At 69.2% G+C, this 19,483-nt stretch carries 16 protein-coding genes; 9 read left to right on the top strand and 7 right to left on the bottom strand.

From position 1 onward, the window contains the following. Positions 1-41 precede the first annotated feature (41 nt). Both R8G01_20510 and R8G01_20505 read left to right on the top strand, forming a co-directional pair. The gene (locus R8G01_20510) at positions 42-1,178 is read left to right on the top strand and encodes an aromatic ring-hydroxylating dioxygenase subunit alpha (GenBank protein MDW3216385.1); all 1,137 of its coding nucleotides are present in this window, start codon (positions 42-44) and stop codon (positions 1,176-1,178) included. Next, on the top strand, positions 1,171-2,352 hold the full coding sequence (locus tag R8G01_20505; protein MDW3216384.1) for an FAD-dependent oxidoreductase: 1,182 nt from the start codon (positions 1,171-1,173) through the stop codon (positions 2,350-2,352). The genes R8G01_20510 and R8G01_20505 overlap by 8 nt, the downstream gene beginning before the upstream one ends. Positions 2,353-2,364: 12 nt before the next feature. On the opposite strand, the gene R8G01_20500 is transcribed toward R8G01_20505, so the two are convergent. Continuing rightward, the gene (locus tag R8G01_20500; protein MDW3216383.1) at positions 2,365-3,666 is read right to left on the bottom strand and encodes an aminotransferase class III-fold pyridoxal phosphate-dependent enzyme; all 1,302 of its coding nucleotides are present in this window, start codon (positions 3,664-3,666) and stop codon (positions 2,365-2,367) included. A gap of 59 nt (positions 3,667-3,725) precedes the next feature. On the opposite strand from R8G01_20500, the gene R8G01_20495 reads away from it, so the two are divergent. Beyond that, on the top strand, positions 3,726-4,619 hold the full coding sequence (locus R8G01_20495) for an EamA family transporter (GenBank protein MDW3216382.1): 894 nt from the start codon (positions 3,726-3,728) through the stop codon (positions 4,617-4,619). A gap of 64 nt (positions 4,620-4,683) precedes the next feature. After that, the gene (locus tag R8G01_20490; protein ID MDW3216381.1) at positions 4,684-5,472 is read left to right on the top strand and encodes a class II aldolase/adducin family protein; all 789 of its coding nucleotides are present in this window, start codon (positions 4,684-4,686) and stop codon (positions 5,470-5,472) included. 18 nt (positions 5,473-5,490) lie between these two features. Here R8G01_20490 and R8G01_20485 read toward each other — a convergent pair whose 3' ends face one another. After that, a complete protein-coding gene (locus tag R8G01_20485; GenBank protein MDW3216380.1) occupies positions 5,491-6,333 on the bottom strand; it encodes a TauD/TfdA family dioxygenase in 843 nt (280 codons plus the stop codon). A 23-nt stretch (positions 6,334-6,356) separates the two neighbouring features. Further along, the gene (locus R8G01_20480) at positions 6,357-8,597 is read right to left on the bottom strand and encodes an NAD(P)-binding protein (protein MDW3216379.1); all 2,241 of its coding nucleotides are present in this window, start codon (positions 8,595-8,597) and stop codon (positions 6,357-6,359) included. A 99-nt stretch (positions 8,598-8,696) separates the two neighbouring features. Here R8G01_20480 and R8G01_20475 point away from each other — a divergent pair, with 99 nt between their 5' ends. Both R8G01_20475 and R8G01_20470 read left to right on the top strand, forming a co-directional pair. Then, on the top strand, positions 8,697-11,426 hold the full coding sequence (locus R8G01_20475) for an adenylate/guanylate cyclase domain-containing protein (protein MDW3216378.1): 2,730 nt from the start codon (positions 8,697-8,699) through the stop codon (positions 11,424-11,426). A gap of 12 nt (positions 11,427-11,438) precedes the next feature. Beyond that, the gene (locus R8G01_20470; protein ID MDW3216377.1) at positions 11,439-11,612 is read left to right on the top strand and encodes a hypothetical protein; all 174 of its coding nucleotides are present in this window, start codon (positions 11,439-11,441) and stop codon (positions 11,610-11,612) included. A gap of 33 nt (positions 11,613-11,645) precedes the next feature. On the opposite strand, the gene moeB is transcribed toward R8G01_20470, so the two are convergent. Then, the gene (gene moeB / locus R8G01_20465) at positions 11,646-12,809 is read right to left on the bottom strand and encodes a molybdopterin-synthase adenylyltransferase MoeB (GenBank protein MDW3216376.1); all 1,164 of its coding nucleotides are present in this window, start codon (positions 12,807-12,809) and stop codon (positions 11,646-11,648) included. Positions 12,810-12,963: 154 nt separating this feature from the next. On the opposite strand from moeB, the gene R8G01_20460 reads away from it, so the two are divergent. After that, complete coding sequence (locus tag R8G01_20460; GenBank protein ID MDW3216375.1) at positions 12,964-14,253, top strand: GGDEF domain-containing protein; 1,290 nt, start codon at positions 12,964-12,966, stop codon at positions 14,251-14,253. A 27-nt stretch (positions 14,254-14,280) separates the two neighbouring features. Here the strand turns inward: R8G01_20460 and R8G01_20455 are convergent, their stop codons facing one another. Continuing rightward, entirely contained in the window at positions 14,281-15,042 is a 762-nt protein-coding gene (locus tag R8G01_20455; protein MDW3216374.1) for a Sir2 family NAD-dependent protein deacetylase, read from the bottom strand. Positions 15,043-15,086: 44 nt separating this feature from the next. Between R8G01_20455 and R8G01_20450 the strand changes: the two genes are divergently transcribed. Together R8G01_20450 and R8G01_20445 are read left to right on the top strand one after the other, a co-directional pair. Then, the gene (locus tag R8G01_20450) at positions 15,087-15,917 is read left to right on the top strand and encodes a hypothetical protein (protein MDW3216373.1); all 831 of its coding nucleotides are present in this window, start codon (positions 15,087-15,089) and stop codon (positions 15,915-15,917) included. A 98-nt stretch (positions 15,918-16,015) separates the two neighbouring features. Next, positions 16,016-16,531: a hypothetical protein gene (locus R8G01_20445; GenBank protein ID MDW3216372.1), complete on the top strand. Its 516-nt coding sequence runs from the start codon at positions 16,016-16,018 to the stop codon at positions 16,529-16,531. Positions 16,532-16,553: 22 nt separating this feature from the next. On the opposite strand, the gene R8G01_20440 is transcribed toward R8G01_20445, so the two are convergent. Both R8G01_20440 and R8G01_20435 read right to left on the bottom strand, forming a co-directional pair. Then, on the bottom strand, positions 16,554-17,975 hold the full coding sequence (locus R8G01_20440; GenBank protein ID MDW3216371.1) for a sulfatase: 1,422 nt from the start codon (positions 17,973-17,975) through the stop codon (positions 16,554-16,556). Then, on the bottom strand, positions 17,972-19,429 hold the full coding sequence (locus tag R8G01_20435; protein ID MDW3216370.1) for a leucyl aminopeptidase: 1,458 nt from the start codon (positions 19,427-19,429) through the stop codon (positions 17,972-17,974). The genes R8G01_20440 and R8G01_20435 overlap by 4 nt, the downstream gene beginning before the upstream one ends. Between the last annotated feature and the right edge of the window lie 54 nt (positions 19,430-19,483).

Here is a 19,483-nt window from a genome sequence, read left to right as displayed (position 1 = left end):
CGAACGTTAGCCAGACCGCACGGGCGCTGTATGTTTCGTGCGTGGAACTGGCCGACCGGTCGACGACGCAGCCGCTCGTGCCGACGATGCACCCCGACGCGTACCGCAGCGAGGCGGTGTGGGCCGACGAGCGAGAACGCATCTGGTTCCGCCAGTGGGTGGTCGTCGGGCGCGTCGACGACGTGCGCGATCCGGGCGACCGGCTCGTCGTCGACGTCGCCGGCGAGTCGATCGTGATCACCCGCAACGCCACCCGTGAGCTCCGTGCGTTCTCCAACGTGTGTCGTCACCGTGGGGCCGAGCTCGTCGACCCGTCCGGACCCCCGTGCGGTTCGTTCGGCGCTGCGATCCGGTGCCCGTACCACTCGTGGACCTACGACCTCGACGGGCACCTGAAGCGCGCGCCGTTCCTCGACCCGGAGCACACGCCCGACGTCTCGTTGAACCCGGTTGCGGTCGGGTCGTGGGGCGGCTTCCTGTTCGTCAACTCGAGCCCCGACGCAGCGAGCCCGCTCCGCGAGCAGCTCGGGCCGATCCCCGAGCGCATCGAGCGGTACCCACTCGCCGACCTCCGGCCGGGTCTCACGTTCCGCTACGAGGTCGCGGCGAACTGGAAGATCATCGCCGAGAACTACAACGAGTGCTACCACTGCGGACCCGTGCACCCGACGCTGTGCGATCTGGTGCCGTCGTTCCGACGCGGTGGGTCCGACCTCGAGTGGGTGAACGGCATCCCGCACCGTGACGGCGCCTGGACGTTCACGACGACCGGCACCTCGAACCGGGCACCGTTCCCCGACCTCGACGCCGACGAGCGCGTGAAGCACAAAGGCGAGCTCGTGTATCCGAACCTGTTGCTCAGCCTGTCGGCCGAACACGTCGCCGCGTTCCGGCTGATGCCGACCGGTCCGGCGCACACCACGATCGTCTGCGACCTGCTGTTCCACCCCGAGGCGATGGCAGCAAGCGATTTCGATCCGTCCGACGCAGGCGACCTCTGGGACCCGGTCAACCGGGAGGACTGGGCGATCTGCGAGAGCGTGCAGCGCGGCATGTCCTCGCGGGCATGGACCGGCGGATGGTTCGCACCGATGGAGGACGACACCGCCGACATCACCCGCTGGTATGCGACGGCGATGGATGCGACGGCGACCGAGACCGAGAGCGACCTTGGCTGATCACCGCGTCGGTATCATCGGCCTCGGCGGGCTCGGGTCGGCGACCGCCTACTGGCTGGCCTCACGCGGGGTCGATGTCGTCGGGTTCGAACAGTTCGAGCTCGGGCACGTTCGCGGTGCGTCGCACGACCATTCGCGCATCATCCGTCGTTCGTACCACACACCCGGCTACGTCGATCTGACGGCGGGCGCGTACGACGCCTGGGCGGCGGTCGAGCGCGACGGCGGTGACGCGATCATCACGAGGACCGGTGGCGTCGATCTGTTCCCGCCGGACGCTGCGATCGACCCGACGCCCTACACCTCCAGCCTCGACGCGATCGGCGTACCGTACGAGTGGCTCGACGCAACCGAGATCCGGCGCCGGTGGCCGGCGTTCGCCCGCGGCTCGGTCGTCAGCGGCGACGTGAGCGGCATCGCGTCGGAGGAGACGGGCATCGTGCCGGCGGGGCCGGCGACTGCGATCCTGCAGCGGCTGGCCGCCGAACACGGTGCCGCCCTGAGGGCCGATACACCGGTTGCCTCGATCCGCCCGGTCGACGGCGAGGTCGAGGTGACGACCGACGACGGTCCGGTGCGGTGCGGATCGGTGGTGGTGTGCGCCGACGCCTGGACCAACCGGTTGATCGGCCCGCTCGGCCACCACGTGAGCATGGCGGTCACCCGCGAACAGGTGAGCTACTTCCCCACCGGCGACATCGACGACCTCCGGCCGGGGCGGCTCCCCGTCTGGATCTGGATGCACGACCCCAGCTACTACGGCTTCCCGACCTACGGCCCCGGCGACCTGGCCGACCACGTCAAGGGCTCGGAGGACTGCGGCGGCGGCGAGGTCGACCCCGACACCCGCTCGTTCGACCCCGATCCGGAGATGGAGCGAACCCTCGGCGACTTCATGAGCGGACTGCTCGGCGACCGCTTCGGTGCACCCAGGTCGACGACGTGCCTGTACACGCTCACGGCCGATCGTGACTTCGTCGTCGACCGACTCCCCGACCACCCGAACGTCGTCGTCGGCCTCGGTGCCGCCCACGGTTTCAAGTTCGCGGCGTGGTTCGGGCGCACGTTGGCCGACCTCGCGACGGGCGGCACACCTGGCCCGGAACTCGCGCCGTTCGCGATCGACCGACCGGCGTTGTCGCAACCGATCAGCCGCGCCGCCTGGATGGTCTGACCCGCGAGGCCGTCACGCCGGCAGCACGCTGAGCGTCGCCGCCACGAGTCGGGCGACCATCTCGTGCAGCTCGTCGTCGGTCGCGCACAGCGCCGGGCCGAGCAGGGCCGCGTCACCGACCGCGCCGTCGACCGCCGACGAGCACGGGTAGACCGTGAGTCGTCGATCGAAGGCGGCGGTGGTGATCCGTTCGATCACCCGGTCCGAACGATCGAACGGCGCCTTCGTGACCGGGTCGGCGACGAACTCGACCGCGTTCAAGAGTCCGAGGCCACGGATGTCACCGACGTTCGGATGCTCCGACAGGGCGGAGCGGAGCGCATCGCGAACGAGATCACCGGCGCGACGGGCCGCCACCACGAGCTCCTCGCGCTCGATCACGTCGATCACGGTGGACGCGACCGCTGCGCCGACCGGGTGGTGCGACCACGTGAACCCGTGGGCGAACGTGGCGGCCGCCGTCACCGTGTCGTAGACCTCGCCGGAGGCGACGCACACCCCGAGTGGCCAGTAGCCGCTCGACGCGCCCTTGCCCGCCGTCACGATGTCGGGCCGCACGCCCCAGTGGTCGGCGGCGAACCACTCGCCCGTGCGACCGAAGCCGGTCATCACCTCGTCGAGGATCAGGAGCACCCCGTGCTCCCGGCACACCGCTGCGACGGCGGGCCAGTAGTCGGCCGGCGGCACGACCGCACCGAGCGTCGCTCCACTCACCGGTTCGGCGATGAAGGCGGCGACCCTGTCGGGTCCGGTGAGGCGGATGATCCGATCGATCTCGGCCGCGTGGTCGGCGCCGGAGCGGCAATCCCGGTACGGGTTCGCCATCGGCACCCTGACCGTCTGGCCCAGCCACGGCTCATATGCCGCCCGGAGACCCGAACGGTCGGATGCGTCGAGGGCACCGCGACTGTTGCCGTGATAGGCGCCCACCCGGGCGAGCACGACGTGCCGCTCATGGTCGCCACGCGCCACATGGAACGATCGGGCGAGCTTGAGTGCGGTCTCGTTCGCTTCGCTCCCACCGCTGACCGGGAACACACGCGCGTCGTCGACCGGGACGACCGCCGCCAACCGATCGGCGAACCGTTCGACCGCTTCGGTGCTGAACTGGGTGGCGTGGACGTACTCGACCGACGCGGCCTGGCCCGCCATGGCATCGACGACCTCGCGGCGGCCGTGACCGATCGAGCTCGCAATCGCACCCCCGGCGCCATCGAGGTACTCGACGCCAGCGCCGTCGACGACCGTGCATCCCGTCGCGCTGACGGCTCGAGGTCGGCCGAGTACTCGATCGAAGACGTGGGAGTCGTTCACCGGCACAGCATCGCGCTCGCGCCGATGGCAAAACGGACGCGACGCGCCAGAATCGTGCCGTGAGCCACCGCCCGTCGATCGGACGCACCCTGACCGCTGCGCCGCCCGAGGGGTTGTTCCTGATCTCGGCGATCGCGCAGTACGTCGGCGCTGCCATCGCGGTGTCGCTCTTCGACCAGGTCCAACCGCAGACCGTCGCATGGTTCCGGGTCATCGGAGCCGCCGTCGCGGTGCTCGCGATCTCACGCAGCTGGCACCGCGGCTGGACGCGTCGTCAGCTGATCGGCGTCGCCGTGTTCGGCGTCGCGACCGCGTTGATGAACGTGTTCTTCTACCTGGGCATCGCTCGTCTCGACCTGGGCAAGGGGGTGACGATCGAGTTCATCGGCCCGATCGCCGTCGCCGCGATCTCCACCAGGTCGGCTCGCAACGCGATCGCGCTCCTGTTCGCGTTCGCGGGCGTGGTGGTCCTCGGCGGCGTCGAGGTCGACGACAATCTCGCCGGTCTGGTGTTCATCCTGCTCGCATCGGCGATGTGGGCCGCCTACATCGTGGTCGGTGCCCGGGTCGCACAGGTCGACCGCGGTCTCGCCGGGCTCGGCCTCGGCCTCGCGATCGGCGCGATCGTCGTCACGCCGATCGGTGCGCCCTGGAGCGGCGACGTCTGGCTCGACCCCCGCCTGCTCGGTCTGTGCCTGCTCGTCGGCGTGTTCTCCAACGCGATCGGCTACGGCATCGACCAGTTCACGATGCGTCGGATCCCGATCCGGCGGTTCTCGCTGCTGCTCGCGCTGCTGCCGGTCACGGCGGCACTGGTGGGCTGGATCGGGCTCGGGCAGCAGCCCTCCCGGATCGACGTCGTCGGCATCGCGCTGGTCCTCGTCGGCGTCGCGGTGCAGGAACGGGACCGCATCGATCGGGTCGAAGCGGTCGTCCGCACCGACCCGGCCTGACCTCGCACCACCCGACGGGCGACGGGTACCATCGGAATCCACGCAACACGACGGGAGCCCCACCATGGCCAACACGATCGACGAACAACTCGACGACCTCGAGCAGCAGGCCGCCGCGAACCAGGACGACCTCGCCGCCGAGCGCTTGCACCGCAAGCAGCGGCTCGCTGCCGGTCTCCGCACGATGGGGCGCCTCCACCTCGCCGAGGGCGTCGCCGGACACGTGACGGTCCGCGATCCCGAGTTCCCCGATCGCTTCTGGGTCAACCCGTTCGGCAAGAACTTCAAGCTGATGACGGTCAGCGACCTGATCTGCGTCGACCACACCGGCGAGATCGTCGAGGGTGAGGGCTCGCTCAATCAGGCCGCCTTCGCGATCCACGGCCAGATCCACCAGGCTCGCCCCGACATCATGGCGGCAGCGCACTCGCACTCGATGTACGGCAAGACGTTCTCGACGCTCGGCAAGCCGCTCAGGATGATCACCCAGGACGCGACGATGTTCTACAACGACGTCGCGCTCTGCAACGACGGCAGCGGTGCCGTCGTGCTCGACCTCGAAGTCGGCCGCAAGATGGCCGAGGCGCTCGGCGACCGGAAAGCGCTGATCCATCAGAACCACGGGTTGATCACCACCGGCGGTTCGGTCGATGCCGCCGTGTGGTGGTTCATCGCACTCGAGCGCTGCTGCCAGTCACAGCTCCTCGCGGAGTCGGCCGGCGACCCGATCGAGATCCCACAGGGCTACTGCGAAGACGGGTTCAAGGCCCAGGGCAGCGACATCGCCGGCTGGTTCCAGTTCCAGCCGCTGTGGGAAGAGCTCGTCGCTCGCGAACCAGAATTCCTCGACTGACGGCGGCGGCCGCCGCCGTCAGGCGGCGGCGATCGTCGTGCGGTGCAGCACGCGTTCGTGGCCGTCGTAGCCACCGGTCGCCTTGTGCAACACCGACCGGTTGTCCCACATCACGAGCGTGTCCGGCTCCCACACGTGCCGGAACACGAACTCGTCGCGGCCCTGCCACTCGAACAGTTCGTTCAACAGCGGGAGCGCTTCGTCGTCGGGGACACCGACGAGGCCGATGATGTACCCGCGGCAGCTGAAGAATCCCAGTCGCCCGGTCTCGGGATGCGCCCGCACCAGCGGGTGCTCCTGGGTCGCCATCGCCGCGTCGGACGGACGGATGTCCATGCTCCGGTCGGCCTCGGACTCGCGATCGCCGTAGAAACCGGACGGCGCGTACCCACCGCGAGCGGAGTGAATCGCGATCTTGCCCTCGTACCGGGACCGCATCTCGGCGGGCATCGCCTCGAGTGCTGCGTGCTGGTTCGCGAAGAGGGTGTTGCCGCCGGTCGGCGGCACGACGACCGACCGCAGACACGTCCCCGCCGGGGGACGGGCCTGGAAACTCCAGTCGCTGTGCCAGTTCTCGGCGAACAGCGGCGACGTCTCGTCGGCGGCACGACGGACGGCGATCACGTGGTCGCGTCCGGGGATCGGCGCGATGTACGGGTCGTCACCGAACCCACCGAACGCGAGCGTGAACCGTTCGAGGTCGTCGTCGTCGATCGGCTGCTCCGGGAACACCAACACGTGATGCCGGAGCCACGCCGCGCGCAGCGCGGCCACCGTCGCCGTGTCGAGCGGTCGGGTGAGGTCGACGCCGCGCACCGTCGCCCCGCACGCCTGCCCGGTCGGTTCGACGTCGATCTCCATGCCGGAACGGTAGCGAACGTCGGTCAGCTCGGCGGAGGCAGGATCGGCGGTGGCGGCTGCGGCGGATCGGGCCGGAGGAATTCGAAGCCGTACACGTGGTCGAGGTCGGGCAGACCCGACACGGTCAGCGACGCCAACTTGCCGGCCGCCACGGAGGCCTCGAAGCTGCCGATGTTGAAGCCGTTGAAGATCGCGTCGCTGCACAGCGCACAGTTGGCGTAGCCGGACTCCCACGAGTTGAGTCGGTACTGGAGCGTGCCGGGCGCCGACACCGTGTAGCGCTCGTTGGGGTCGATGTTCGCCCGGAAGAACTGCTGATCGACCCGGTTCTCACCCGTCGGCGAACCCGTCTCGTCGTAGCAGTGCAGCACGGAGTAGTCGAGCGTGTTGGCGTCGTTCCCGCCCCCGGCCGCATACGGCAGCAGACCGCCGAGTTGGCGGAGGTACTGGGCCGCCATGTCGCGCACCCGCTGTGTCTGCTGATCGGGGAACGCATGGTCGTCGAAGCCGGGGATCTCCATCGGATCCTGCAGCACACCGCAGAAGTAGATCAGTCCCTTCGGTCCGCCCTCGGCCGGCCACGACTCGCTCGCGAGGGTGCGGGTGAAGTCGGCGAATGCGCTGATCGGATTGGTGTACGACGGTCCGAGCCAGCGATCGGTGCCGGGCAGCTCGCGCCATCCCAGCTCCGGTGTCGAGCGGTCGAGCCAGATCTGGAGTGCCTGGGTCGCGGCCGTTTCGACGTGGTCGATCATCGTGCCCCAGGCCGGCGACCCGGCGAGGGCCGACGTGCACACCGCCGCCTGGGCCCGCGGCGGGATCGCAACGACGACGGCGTCGTCCGGTCCGAGCGTCAGCGTCGACGTGGTACCGGCCCAGTCGGCCCACCACGACTCGAGGTTGATCCCGCGTGCGCGCAGCTCTGCACCGTCGGCGAGTTGGCCGAAGTCGGCGACGTTGGGCCACACGAGTTCGGCGTCGGGCTGCTGCTTGGCATGTTCGTATCCGGCTTCGGAGGGCATGTACATCGTGCCGCCGCTGATCACCGCCAGCGGCTCGTACGCACCGACGCCGTCGGCCAGTGCCGCCTGACGTTCGATCACCAGCGAACCGATCCGGCTGCCGTCATCGGACGGCACGACGTCGAGGACCTTCGTGAAGAACTCGAACTCGACACCCCATTGGAGCAGGACCTCGTAGAGCGGCAGGATCACCGTTTCGCCCGTGCCGACCTTGAAGAAGTACGCAGCGTTGCCGGGGGCGACGATCTGCCGGAGGATGAACGTCACGAACGCGGCGGCCGACATGGTCGGCGGCTGGGTGCTGTCGCCGTCGGCGTAGCTCATGCAGGTGTTCGGGACGACCAAGAGGATCGACGAGCGCATCAGCGCATCGGATGCTCCGTGCGACCGGAGCCAGTCCTGGTAGGACGGCCCGTCGATCGAGTCGATCCCCTTGACGAAGATCTCGTCGGCGATGCACCCGCGCATGATCGTCGCCAGCAGGTCGAGCTCGACGAAGATCCAGCCGAGCAGGTCGCCCTCGTCACCGATCTCGGACATCGCCTGCTCGATCAGTGCCGCGAAGTGTTCGAGCATCTCGAGCAGGGAGCCGTGCGACACCGCGTGGAGGTCGTCGCCGACGGCGGCCTTGGCAGCCTCGAGTCCGCCGAGCAGCCCCGCGAGCCGTTCGGCCAGCCCACCCGGACTGTGGTGACGCACGAAGTCGATGGCGGAACGCAGCCGGGACGGGCGGTCGCTCGCCGCCGACGTCGCCGGTGGCGTGCCGGGGATCGGCAGTTCCTGACTCGAGAGGATCCCCTCGATCGTCGTCAGCATCGACGTGACCAGGGCGGCGGGGTCGGCGACGGTGCCGTGCTCCCACGGGAGTTCGTCGTTGTGCGGGAGCGAACTCTCGAATCCGTGCCAGCGACCGCCCGAGAAGTCGGTGACCATCTGGAAGTTCGAGACCTCGAACTCGGTCTCGATCGTGCGTCCGTCGTCGAGCGCTCCGAACGCGTCGTTCATCATGTGGAGCGCGTTGGCGTACATGTTGCCGAACAGATGGATCCCGTGCTCTTCGATGCGGTTCCCGGCTGCGGCATCGCGACCGGTGGCACCCTTGCCGCCCAGACGCCATCCCATCTGGTGCACGACGATGCGCAGATCGGGTCGCCGCTGCTGGGCGAGATGGAACGCAGCGGAGAGCCCGCTCGGCCCACCTCCCAACACGTGCACGGTCGATGGCGTGGATTCGTCGGTCATGTCCGTCTCCTTGCTGGCGGCGACCGCATCCTGCCACACCGCTCGCGGGTGCCGAGCGGGTGCTCGCCGCGCTCGACCCAACTGACACACTGGGTAGCCGTGAACGATCCCCAGCTCGACCGCATCACCGAGCGCACGTTCCTGTTCACCGACATCGTCGGGTCGACGCCGCTGTGGGAACGGGACCCGACCCTGATGGCCTCGACGATGCAGGTCCACGATCGACTCCTCGTCGGCGCGGTCGCCCACCACGACGGGCACCTGTTCGCCCAGACCGGCGACGGCATCGTCGCCGCCTTCGATCACGCTGCCTCCGGGTTCGCCGCCGCCGTCGACGCCCAACGAGCGTTCGCCGCCCACGACTGGCCGGCCGAGTGCCGCATCGCGATCCGCAGCGGGCTGCACGTCGGGCCCGCCGTCACGCGGAACGACAACTACTTCGGACCGACGCTCAATCAGGCCGCCCGGGTCATGGATGCCGGCCACGGCGGACAGATCCTGGCGTCGAGCGCCGCGCTCGACGCTGCCGGCGGACGGTTGCCGAACGATGTCCGCGTTCGGCACGAGGGTCGACATCACCTGAAGGGCATCACCGCCCCGGTCGATCTGGTCACGATCCTGATCGACGGGCTGCGTGACGAGTTCCCGCCGTTGCGGTCGGCGACCGGGGCCGGCAACCGGATCCCGGTGATGCTCAACGACCTGATCGGCCGTGAGCGGGAGCTGGCCGAGACCGCTGCGGCCATCGACGCCCACCGTCTCGTCACCCTGCTCGGCCCCGGGGGCACCGGCAAGACGCACCTCTCGGTGTCGGTCGCGACCGCGGCTGCCGGCCGGTTCGCCGGCGGTGTACACGTCGTCGACCTGACGCCGGCGTCGAGCGGTGACGATCTCGCCGGCCGGGTCGCCGAGACGGTGCTCGGACCCGACGCGATCGCCCGGCCCGGCAGCGCGCTCGACCGGATCGTCGACCAGACCAGGGCCCCGCGATTGATCGTGCTCGACAACTGCGAACACGTGCTCGACGACGTCGCCGACCTGGTGGGCGAACTCCTCGAACGAAGCGCTCAGGTGCACATCCTCACGACGACCCGCGAACCACTCGATCTGTCCGGCGAGCGTGTGCTCCCCGTCGAACCGCTCGTGGTCGGGGACGACGGCGACTTCGCTCCGGCCGAGGCGCTGTTCGTCAGTCACGCCCGTTCGACCGTCGCGCGACTCGGCGCCCTCGACCCGGCACTCGTGTCGCGGATCTGTCGACGCGTCGACGGGCTCCCGCTCGCGATCCAGCTGGCGGCGTCCAATCTCAAGTTCCTCTCACTCGGCGAGATCGACGCCCGGTTGTTCGATCTGCTCGCCACGCCGAACCGCCGGGCGCGGCGCGGCGCGGCGGGCCGCCACGGCACGATCGACGCCGCGGTGGAGTGGAGCACGCAGCTGCTCGACGAGGAGGAACGGGCGGTGTTCGACCGGTGCAGCGTGTTCGCCGGGTCGTTCGACCTCGACGCCGCGATCGCCGTGTGCACCGACGAGACCGTCGATGCCGACACGATCCCCGGCGTGCTGCGTTCGCTGATCGAGCGCTCCCTGGTGTCGACCGTGTTCGACGAATCGGGCAACCGGTTCCGGCTGCTCCAGGTCGTTCGGGAGTTCGCACTGCGAGGTCTCGATGACGGAGGGGCCACCGCCGATCGGCACCAGGAGCACTTCCTGCGTCGAGCCGAGGACCTCACCGGCCGGTTCGACCGCGAGGCGACGGCCGCGTCGATCCTGACAATCGAACTCGACGACGACAACTACCTGACCGCGCTCCGCCACGTCTCGAGCGACCGCGGTGTCCGCAACGCGCGTCGTCTGGCGATGCATCTGCACACGTACTGGGAGGAGACCGGACGGCTCCACGTCGGCCTCGACGAAGCGAGACGGCTCTCCGACCCGCCGGATCGCGGCTCGCGGCTCTGGCTGGCCGTCGTCGGTCTGGCGGTCTCGTACGGGGCGATGACCGGACGCCTCGACGAGGCGCCCCGTCTCGAGGCGACCCTCGTCGAGTTCGCCGACGCGACCCCCGACCCGGGCTCGATCGGGATCTACTTCGCGCTGGGCTTCGCTGCGATCAGCAGGGCCGACCTCCGCGAGGGCGAGGAGATGTTCCGCCTCGCGGCCGCCTCGGCGCACGGGGTGTCGAGCGACGCCGAACGCCAGGCGCTGATGACGGCGGGCTCCTGCGCCGCGTACGACGACCGCCCCGACGACGCGCTCGAGTACTACCGCGGCGCCGAACAGGTGCCGCCGCCGCGGCAGGGCTGGTTCGACGACTACGCGACGGTGTTCCGAACGAGTGCGACCATCCAGCTGCGGGGGCGCGGCGGCGACCATGCCGACGACGTGCACGCGATGGATCGCGCGCTCGGTCGCCTGCTCGACGAGGATCTCCAGTTCCGGACCTCGGTGGCCGTCTGCCAGGCCGCCGCCGCGTTCGACCTGGCCGACGCACACGACGTGCTCGACCGGTGGTGGGCGGCGACGCTCGCGTCGGCGCGTCGAGCCGGCCATCTGTGGTCGGTGTGCCTCAGCGTCGAACTCGCCGCGCACTCGTTCGTCCGGAGCGGCGATCACGACCGGGCGATCGAGGCGTGGGCGAGCATCGATCACGCACTCGGTGCTGCCGGCTACCGGCTCCCACCCACGTTCGAGATGCTCCGCGAGCGGTACGAGTCGCTCCTCGACGCCACCGGCGTCCCGAGCGTCGCGGTCGCCCGGGCCGGCGTCACCGCTCGATCGTTGAACTCGCTCGTGGCCGAACTCGAGACGCGAACCCGCAGCGCCTGACGACGGTCGGCCGTGCGTGCGGCCGGATTCGCGACGTCGTCGCCCGCGTCGACCAACAACGGGGCAGCGAACGGTCTGGCGCTGGCGAATGCCGGCATCGTCGAACTCGACGACGATCGCAATGTGAAGGTCTTCTGCGGAGGCGCGACGAACTCCATCATCGACGTCACGGGCTACCACCTCTGACCGGCAGGGGCGCCGGCCGCTGCCGCAGACGGTTCAGTGGGCGAGGCCGGGGGCGCAGAGCCCGTCGAGCTCCTGCACGATGATCCGGTCGCGGTTCTCGTACGTGACCTCGTTGTTCGGGTCCTTGCGCAGGTTGAACACCCGGAACTCCATCTCGGTCGTGTCGACCGAGAGGATCCGGCCGATCAACGGCTCGCCGAGCCCGAGGATGACCTTGATCGTCTCGAGCGCCTGGATCGACCCGACGATGCCGGGCAGCACACCGAGCACGCCGGCCTCGGCGCACGACGGTGCGAGTTCGGCCGGGGGCGGCTCGGGCACCATGTCGCGATAGGTGGGCCCCTCGGTCGGGTGGAACACGCTGACCATGCCCTCGAACCGGAAGATCGACCCGTGCACGACCGGGATGCCGAGCTTCACGCTGGCGTCGTTGAGCAGATAGCGGCTCGGGAAGTTGTCGGCGCCGTCGACGATCACGTCGTAACCGGAGATGATGTCGATGATGTTCGACGCGTCGAGGCGGGCGTCGTAGGTGACGACGTCGACGTCGGGGTTGAGCATCGTCAGCGTCTTCTTGGCCGAGTCGACCTTGCGGTCGCCGATGCGATCGACGTTGTGGAGGATCTGGCGCTGGAGGTTCGACGCGTCGACGTCGTCCATGTCGACGATGCCGATCGTGCCGACCCCTGCCGCGGCGAGGTACATCGCAGCCGGTGACCCGAGGCCACCGGCGCCGAGCATCAGGACCTTGGCGTCGAGGAGCTGCTTCTGCCCCTCGATCCCGACCTCGGGCAGCAGCAGGTGGCGCTTGTAGCGGTTCATCTGCTCGGCGGTCAGCGATGCGGGCTGCTTCCAGTCGCGACCCTCGTCCTTCCACCGGCCGAACCCGCCGTCCATCGACTCGACCTGCTCGTAGCCGAGGTCCTGCATCGTCTTGGCGGCGAACGCCGAACGCACACCGCCGGCGCAGTAGACGACCACCGGGGCGGTCTTGTCGAGCAGTCGGCCCTCGATCTGCGCCTCGAGGTGACCCCGAGGGATGTGGATCGCGCCGGGGATCGCGCCCTCCTGATACTCGTCGGGCTCACGGACGTCGAGCACGGTGAAGCCCTCGCCGATGTGGGTCGCCGCCTCTTGGGTCGAGACCTCGGTGATCTCGGCCTTCGCTGACGTCAACAGATCACGAAACGTTGCCATAGAACTCAAAACCTACCAACTGGGTCGGGTATTCCCGTTCGGCGGGCCCGTTGTGTCTCGGCCGGCTCAAGAAGTCGCCACGCTCCGTCGATACACCACCGTGACCGGGGAACCCACCAACCAGGGCCGAGACCTCCTGAACCGACAGACCGGGATGCGAAGCATCGCCATCCGCGTCGCCGGCGCGCTCATCGGTCTGTCGATCGCATTCATCGGGGCCCACCGGATCATGCACGAGGCGTCCGGCGGCGGCGACATCGCGACCGGCCGGTTGGCGCTCGAACTCGGTCTGTTCCTCCTGCTGGCAGCATTGGCGCTCACCGTGACGTCCGCCCTCCCGATTCGGGCAGATCTCCGCAGGATCCACCGGCTCGTGGAAGAACACGAGCACGAGTTGACGCAGCGGAGCCGCGGACTGCGGTTCCTTCGCCAGGTGCAATCGGCGTTCGACATGGCCGAACGAGAAGAGGAGCTGTACGAGATCGCGGGTGTCGCGCTGAGCGAGGCGTCCGATCACCCCGGTGAGGTCCTCGTCGCCGACTCCAGCAACGCACACCTGGCGCGGGTCGTGACCACGTCCGGGCACCCTGCTCCGGGCTGTGGTGTCACGACACCGCGCAGTTGTCCAGCCGTACGGAACGGCCAGTCGCTGCGCTTCTCGAACCCCAACGCGCTCGCATCGTGTCCGAGGCTTCGTGAACGCGCCCTCGACGACGGGCACGTCGCGCTGTGCGTCCCGGTCAACGTGCTGGGAACACCGTCTGCGGTCCTGCACGCCGTGCGCGACAACACCGACGTCTCGTCCGTCGATCTCGCCGAAGAAGTTGCGGCGTTGGAAGGGGTCGCCGTTCGCTTCGGCGCCCGCCTGGGCATGATGCGTGCCATGTCGCAGTCGCAGCTACAGGCCGACACCGACCCGCTGACCGGCCTGCTGAATCGTCGGGCGATGGAGAACCAGGCCCGCGAGATGCGGACCCAGCACAGCATGTTCGGGGTCGCGATGGCCGATCTCGACCATTTCAAAGACCTCAACGACACCTTCGGCCACGACACCGGCGATCGTGCCCTTCGTCTCTTCGCTCGGGTGCTGCAATCGGCGGTCCGCGATGCCGACATCGTCGCCCGACACGGCGGCGAGGAGTTCGTCATCATCCTCCCCGAGGCCGACGTCACGAGTTCGGCGCCGGTGCTGCACCGACTGCAGCAACGACTCGCCGAGGCGCTGACCGACGCGCAACTCCCGACGTTCACCGTCAGCATCGGCCTGGTCGACTCGTCGTACGGCAGCGATCTGAGCGAACTCGTCAACCTCGCCGACCGGGCGCTGATGCAGGCGAAGTCCGACGGACGCGACCGCATCGTCATCGGGGACCCGTCGTTCCGGCTCGAGCCCGGCAGCGCAGGGACGTCGACCGAGCGGTCGGACGCGCCGACCAGGCTCTGACCCGCCGCCGCATCGGGACCCGAGCGCTCAGCCGTCGACGATCGCCGGCAGGATGTCGGCGATCTGGCCGATCAGGAGATGGTCGGCATGACGATCCATCTCGGTCGGCTGACCGTTGACGATGATCACCGGCGCGCCCGCCCGCTTCGCGATCGGTACACAGTTCGCGACCGGGTACACGCTCAGTGTCGACCCGACGGCGATCAGGAGATCGCACTCTTCGCTGACCCGGAGCGCGCGGTCGATCACCTCGGGCACCAACGACTGACCGAAGCTGATCGTGTCGGACTTGACGATGCCGCCGCAGACGAGGCATGGCGGATCGGACTCGCCGGCGCGGACCCGATCGAGCGTCTCGCGCATCGGTCGGCGATCGCCGCATTCCCAGCACCGCGAATATCGCACGGTGCCGTGCACCTCGATCACGTTGTCGGGATCGTGGCCCGCCTCCTGGTGCAGACCGTCGACGTTCTGGGTCACGACCGCGTGCAACTTGCGGGCCCGCTCGAGCGCCACGACCGCCTCGTGCCCCACGTTGGGTTCGGCCGTCCAGACCGGTGTGTCGAGACGGCCGAGCCACGCACGCCGTCGCACCTCGGCGTCGGCGAGGTAGTTCTGGATCGTCGCTGCATTCTCCGCAGCCGGGTTCTTCGTCCAGACGCCCTTCGGTCCGCGGAAGTCGGGGATGCCCGAATCCGTCGAGATCCCGGCACCCGTCAGGACCACGATGCGCTCTGCCGCGGCGACCCGTTCTGCCGCGGCGCGGACTCCGACCGGTGTGTCTCCCATGGGGTGATTGTTACCGCTCCGCGCCAGCGACCAGACTCGGGGGCGTGAATCTCGCGCGCACCATCGCCCTCACGATCGTCGCGACGGTCGCGAGCAGTGGCTTCGTCGCCGGTGCATTCGGGCCGTCGGGGGCAACGGTCGACGAGGCAGCCGCTCGCGACGTGGCGTTCTCCGTCGAGGCCGAGTGCGACCTCGCCACCGTCGCCGGACTCGCCTCGCGCCATCCCGGCGTCCGGCAGTTCGTGGTGATGGCGACCGACGGCTTCGGCGACGTCGACGGCACGGTCGAGGTCGCCGTGCAGACGACGGGCGGCGACTGGCGCTGCCGCCGGGGTGCCCAACCGGCGATGTTCGGGCGCAGCGGCACCCGGCCGCTGGTCGACCGTCGGTCGGGTGACGGCACCACCCCGGCCGGCGTGTTCCCGCTCGGCGAGGTCACCGCCTGGGACGGGCAGACGTTCAGCATGTTCGGCAACCGGCCCGACCCGGGTGCGCTCGCCCCGTACCGGTCGGTGCGGCCGGAGGATTGCTGGGGCGCCACGCCGAACACGTCGCGCTACCAGCACGTGATCTCCCGGTACGGATGCTCGGGCCCCGACGAATGGCTCCAGAATTACGGCGAGGCGTACTCGCACGCCGCCGTGATCGGCGCCAACCTCGATCCGATCTCGGGCGACGAACCCGGCGAGACCCCGTATGCCGCGGCGATCTTCCTGCACCGCACGAGCTACACGTCGAGCGGCGCCGGCAAGCCCACGAGCGGCTGCGTCTCACTCGGCTACGACGACCTCGTCGGCACGATCCGCAGCATCGACCCGGCCCTCTCGCCCCACTTCGCGATCGGACCCCGCACCTGGCTGCGCGACTCGGCCTGATCAGCGTTCTCGGGCCGGACTTTCCGGTTCGGGGCGTCCGGTCCCCCCACTCACGACGTCCGGCTTCCCTCTGTCATCGCATCAGGACGGAGCACACCGTGGACGTCATCCAACTCATCCCATCACCCGCCACCATCAGGCCCTGGGCCGATCCGGTCCTCGACGCCCGCGGCCACGACCCACGCAGCGCCTACGTCGAACGGTTCTGGCTGAGCGTCATCGGCCCGACGGCGACGTGGATCATGCGCAGGTTCGCCGACGAGTTCGACCACGAACCCGACGGCTTCACGCTCGACCTCCAGCACGCCGCGACGTCGATGGGACTCTCGTTCTCGAAAGGGCAGAACTCACCGTTCGGCAAGGCGCTGCACCGGTGCGTGATGTTCGGGCTCGCGCAGCCGGCGAGTGACGGGTTCGCCGTCCGCCGCAAGTTCCCGACGGTCGCCCAGCGCCACCTGAAACGACTGCCCGACGACCTCCAGGCCACGCACGACGAGTGGGCTCGACGCACGATCACGATCGACCGACGCGACATCGAACGCCGACTGATCGAAGCGGGCATCTCGGCCCACGCCGCCGCCCGCGCCTGCGAAGCCGCTGCGATCGCGTCGTGAGTCCGGCCGAGCCGCGGCCGGTTCAGACCGCGGCGGGATGCGGTTCGTCGCCGAGCTCGGCCTGCAACCGGGAGAGCTCGGCCCGCAGTTCTGCGACGATCGCCGTGTAGGTGGGATCGGCGATCACGTTGGTGGTCTCGAGCGGGTCGACGACCAGGTCGAACAACTCCCACTCGACCGGGTCGGCCGGCCCGTTGGCGCCGAGCTGATCGAGCGGATCGTTGTAGTAGCAGATCAGCTTGTGGGTCCGGGTCCGCACGCCGTAGTGGGCCGGGACGTTGTGGGCCCCGTCGCGGTGCATCCAGTAGCGGTAGTACATCGACTGCCGCCAGTCGTCGGGTGACTCGCCGCGCAGGAGCGGCACGATCGACGCACCCTGCATCTCGTCGGGCACCTCGACGCCGGCGAGTTCGAGGAAGGTCGGGCCGACGTCGACGTTGAGCGCGATCTCGTCGCACGATGATCCGGCGGCGACCATCGCCGGGTACCTGACGAGGAACGGCATCGACAGCGACTCCTCGTACATGAGGCGCTTGTCGAACCACCCGTGATCGCCGAGGAAGAATCCCTGGTCGCTCGTGTAGACGACGACCGTGTTGTCGGCGAGACCTTCGGCATCGAGCCAGTCGAGCATGCGCCCGACGTTGTCGTCGATCGACGCGATCACCCGCAGGTAGTCCTTGATGTAGCGCTGGTACCGCCAGCGCACCTCCTCGTCCTCCGACAGGCCGGGCGGCACCGGTGCCTTGAGGTCGACGATCGGGTCGAGGTCGAGGAGCCGCATCCGCATCGCCTGCACCACGGCCGCACGGGTCGCGTGATCGTCGAACATCGTCTCCGGCTCGGGGATGTCGACGTCGTCGTACATCGTGAAGTGCTCGCGGGCCGGCTCCCACGTGCGGTGCGGCGCCTTGTGATGGCACAGCAGCATGAACGGTCGGTCGGGGTCGCGTCGGTCGAGCCAGTCGAGGCAGTCGTCGGTGATCAGGTCGGTCACGTAACCGCCGCGCTCGACGACGCCCCGCTCGTGGTCGAGCATCACGGGGTTGTGATAGTGGCCCTGGCCCGGCAGGACCCGCCACGTGTCGAAACCCGCCGGGTCGTGCTCCGGACCGTGCCCGAGGTGCCACTTGCCGAACACGGCCGTCTGGTACCCGGCGGCCTGCAGCAACTTCGGGAACGTCGTCAGCCGGTTGTCCATGTGCGTGTCGAGAGTGGTCACCTCGTTGACATGGTTGTACGTGCCGGTGAGGATCGACGCCCGACTCGGCGTGCAGATCGAGTTCGTGCAGAAGCACGCGTCGAACCGCATACCACCGTCGGCGATGCGGTCGAGATGCGGCGTCCGGTTGATCCGACTGCCGTAGGCGGAGATCGCGTGCGCGGCGTGATCGTCACTCATGACGAACACGAAGTTCGGGCGCGCCGCCCCTGCCCCGCTCATGCAGGCGTGAAGGTGGTCGCGAGATCGATCAGCAGGCGCGTCCCGAACCCGGTCGCCCCCTTCGACTTCCAACTGGTGTCGGCGTCGACGTTCATCGGCCCGGCGATGTCGAGGTGGGCCCACGGCACGTCGCCGACGAACTCCGACAGGAAGATCGCTGCGGTGGTCGCACCGGCGTACGGGCCGCCGATGTTCTTCATGTCGGCGACGACCGAGTCGAGCAGCTTGCGATAGCGGTCCTTCGCGAGCGGCAGCTGCCACACCGGCTCATCGGCCTGCTCGGCCGAGGTCTGCACCTGAGCGATCAACGAATCGTCGGAACCGATGACCGCCGCCATCTCCTGACCGAGCGCGGCCATCGCCGCACCGGTGAGGGTGGCGATGTCGACGATCGCATCGGGTCCCGCTTCGGCGGCGAGCGACAGGCCGTCGGCCAGGATCAGCCGACCCTCGGCGTCGGTGTTGTGGATCTCGACGGTCTTGCCGTTGCGGATGTGGAGGACGTCGCCGAGCTTCATCGCCGAGCCCGACGGCATGTTGTCGGTGCACATCAGCCAGGCGGTCACCCGGTTGCGGCAGCCGAGGTCCTTCAGCGCGGTCATCGCCCCGAGCACGGCGGCGGCACCCGACATGTCCATCTTCATCAGGTTGGTCATCGGGCCACTCGGCTTGATGCTCAGGCCGCCCGAATCGAACATCACGCCCTTGCCGACCAGCGCCAGGTGCGCCTTGGGGTTACGGGGCGTGTACGACAGCTTGACCATCCGCGGCGGTTCGACCGACCCGGCGTTGACGCCCAGGATGCCGCCGCAACCGAGCACCTCGAGTGCGTCCTTGTCGAAGACCTCGACCTGCAGACCGTGCTCGGCGGCCAGCTCGGTCGCACGGTCGGCCAGGTCGCGGGCGGTGAGATGACTCGGCGGCGTGTTGGCGAACTCGCGGGCGAGCATCGCTGCGCGCGACGTGGCCGCGGCCCGAGCGGCTCCCTTGGAAGCGGCCGAGTCGGCCTTGGACCCGACGACGAGCGCCAGCGAGTCGACCGGATGGGAGATCGACGTGTCGTTCTTCTGCCCGACGTAGCGGTACCGGGCGAGCGTGACACCCTCGACGACGGCCTGGGCTGCCGCTTCGGCGTCGACCGCGGCATCGTCGGCCAGGTTGGTCGCCAGCGTCGCAGCGGTACCGGCGGCGCGGGCGAACGCGGCTGCCGCATTTCGCAGCGTCGTGGTGGTCGACTGCTCGCCGACACCGACCGCGACGAGGGTCGGGCCGTCCTTCGCCGGCACGACCAGCGTCTGGCCGACCTTGCCGGTGAATCCGAGCGTCTCCAGACCGGCGCGGGTCAGACCCAGCTGACGCGGCACGGCGCCGGATGCTGCCACTGCGAGTCCGACGGCATCGACGCCCTTCGGGATCGAGCGGACGGTGGAGACGGACGGGACCTGTGACGACATCCCCCCATTCTGGCGCGTCAGGACCGAACCTGTGAATGCCATGTTGCGAAAGGG

The organism is Ilumatobacteraceae bacterium (assembly GCA_033344875.1).
GTDB lineage: Bacteria > Actinomycetota > Acidimicrobiia > Acidimicrobiales > Ilumatobacteraceae > Ilumatobacter.
This window is presented reverse-complemented; position numbering and strand designations above follow the sequence as displayed.